Below are 2,412 nucleotides of genomic sequence, written 5' to 3' on the forward strand. Positions count from 1 at the left end.
ATATTTCTATGATGAATTAACATTGAAAGAAATGAAAAATGTGATTGCACCTTCCTATACTGATTGGGATGAGTCGGTTTTCTTAGCTTATATTAAACAGTTTAATTTAAATCTAGAACAGAAAATTTCTACCCTATCCAAAGGTATGCGGATGAAATTTGCAGTTGCATTGGCTCTATCCCACCACGCAGACCTATTAATAATGGATGAACCAACAAGTGGTTTGGATCCATTGGTACGAAGTGAATTAATGGATATTCTCCTAGATTTTATGAAGGAACCAGGGAAAAGCGTCTTTTTTTCCACTCATATTACCTCTGATTTAGATAAAATTGCCGATATGATCATTTTAATCGATGATGGAAAAATTTTAGTTAATGAGGAAAAAGATGTGTTAGTAGACACACATGCATTGGTAAAGGGAGACAATCAATTAATTAATGAACAAACAAAAAAACTTTTTTTAAATTTACATCAATCTCACTACGGATTTGAGGGGATTACTCATAAAAAAGATGATGTACGCCGACTCATGCCTGATGTATTGATGGAAAGACCAACTTTAGAGGATATTATGCTTTCATATATCAGGGGTAATAACCATGTTAATTAACCTTGTAAGGAAAGACTTTATACTAGTCAAAAAATATTTTCTAATTTTACTCGTCTATGCTACTATCGCTCCTATTTACATTTCTACACAACTACATTTAAACGATGGCGGTCTTGTTAGCTTTCTTTTAACAGTAATTGTGATGGAGCTTATTTTGTTTAGTACGTTATCCAAATTTGAGGATCAGTACAAGGGGGCCGCTTTGCTTTGTGCAACTCCATATACACGAAATGCATTTGTAAAAGCAAAATATATCTTTCTCTTTGTAATTTTCATTTGTGTCTCCATCATCCGTATTATTACGTCAGTTATCATACCATCAGGTATAGAAAAACTCAGCGTAAACGCTCTTGGAATAACATTTTTAATTTTCAGTATTTTATTTGGTATACTACTTCCTGTTCAATTTAAATTCGGTTATGATAAAACAAAACTTATATCATTTTTCACTGTCTTTTTAATACCTTTTGTCGCCCCTACTCTTATAAAGGGGGGGCAATCGATTAACATTGGTTTTACAACCACCTTTCCATTTTCATCAATTGTTCTGGCATGGATGCCTTGTTTTATTTCAATAGCTATTTGTCTTATATCAATGGTAATATCTCTGAAAATATATGCAAAAAAGGATTTATAATTAAATTTTAAATATAATGGGGATAGTTGTTAAAGGAAATATATGTAGTATCGTACAGATTCATTTCTTTTCAGCCATCCCCTATAAAAATTTAAATCCCCCTTGTGATGTACCTTTTTCTTAATTAAGTAGATTTTATGGATATTGAAATAAACTGAGTCTTTAAATCATTGGTCTTCTTAGTTTCTCTTTTCATTAAAGGATACCGCCCCATCGCCATCAGGCTAAGAAATTCATTGTTCCTCAAAACGATGGGCTGAATCCTTATAGATAGCTATGGAAAGGTGAAATTTTCGCTTTGGGGGTATTTCAAAATATTAGCTTGATAGCGATGGGGTAGCACCAACAAAACGCGAATTTCGTACGCTAAGGGAGAATCGGCTTTTTTACTGTTAATTCGTATGTAGTAATCAAAGGAAGATTACAGAAAGGGAGCTGAAAGTTTATAAATATGGGTTGGACTTTTTGTACAGCAACATCATATATTTATTATTTTTTATATTTGTCTAATCGATAATTAGAGATACCAAAAACATCCCGCATGTTTGAACCATGCAGGATGTTTTCTAGTCTTTGTTTTTCATAATGTAAGAAACCAGACGAAGGATCTCCAAGTATAACCAGACTAATGTCATCATAAGCCCTACTGCGCTGTACCATTCCATATACTTTGGCGCTCCACTCTGAGTACCATTTTCAATTGAATCAAAATCTAGTAATAAATCTAATGCAGCAACAACAATTACAATTGCATTTATGATGATACTAATTGTCCCACCCTGGTGAATATATGGAACAGTCACCCCTAAGATGCCCAATAAGAAAACGATTAAATACATAATAAAAATTCCAAGTGTTGCAACCGTTACAACTTTCACGCAAAGTTACAGATAAGCTATTCTGTCGYGGATAKGCCRCAAGCTTTTTGAGAATAAGAGAARCTGTGACGGTTCCATTACGAACAGAGCTAGTTAATCGTAATAAGTCATCCCAATTTTCTCTTATTTTCTTTGTATGAATTGCTCCATCAATCATAAATTCTAGATGTGGTAGATTTACGGGCTTTTCAAAAGTATAAATTTTATTTTTACTAAACGTTTTAATTCTAGGAGCAAATCGAAATCCWAGCATATGACACATGGCAAAGACATGATCTACAAAG

2 protein-coding genes and 2 pseudogenes are annotated in these 2,412 nt (G+C 33.2%); 2 read left to right on the forward strand and 2 right to left on the reverse strand.

Going from position 1 to position 2,412, the window contains the following annotated elements; all coding sequences use genetic code 11:
• Both AC1DJR_RS26480 and AC1DJR_RS26485 read left to right on the forward strand, forming a co-directional pair.
• The coding region (locus AC1DJR_RS26480) for an AAA family ATPase (protein WP_477003907.1) at nucleotides 1-613 on the forward strand (613 nt) is incomplete at its 5' end.
• On the forward strand, nucleotides 603-1,250 hold the full coding sequence (locus tag AC1DJR_RS26485) for an ABC-2 transporter permease (protein WP_429688436.1): 648 nt from the start codon (nucleotides 603-605) through the stop codon (nucleotides 1,248-1,250). The genes AC1DJR_RS26480 and AC1DJR_RS26485, both read left to right, overlap by 11 nt.
• Before the next feature lie 566 nt (nucleotides 1,251-1,816).
• On the opposite strand, the pseudogene AC1DJR_RS26490 reads toward AC1DJR_RS26485, so the two are convergent.
• Both AC1DJR_RS26490 and AC1DJR_RS26495 read right to left on the reverse strand, forming a co-directional pair.
• Nucleotides 1,817-2,119 (reverse strand): annotated as a pseudogene (locus tag AC1DJR_RS26490) (Bax inhibitor-1/YccA family membrane protein); the annotation flags it as partial.
• Between the two features lie 4 nt (nucleotides 2,120-2,123).
• Nucleotides 2,124-2,412 (reverse strand): annotated as a pseudogene (locus AC1DJR_RS26495) (Tn3 family transposase); the annotation flags it as partial.

The sequence above is a fragment of the Bacillus sp. 05T31 genome, from assembly GCF_056396725.1.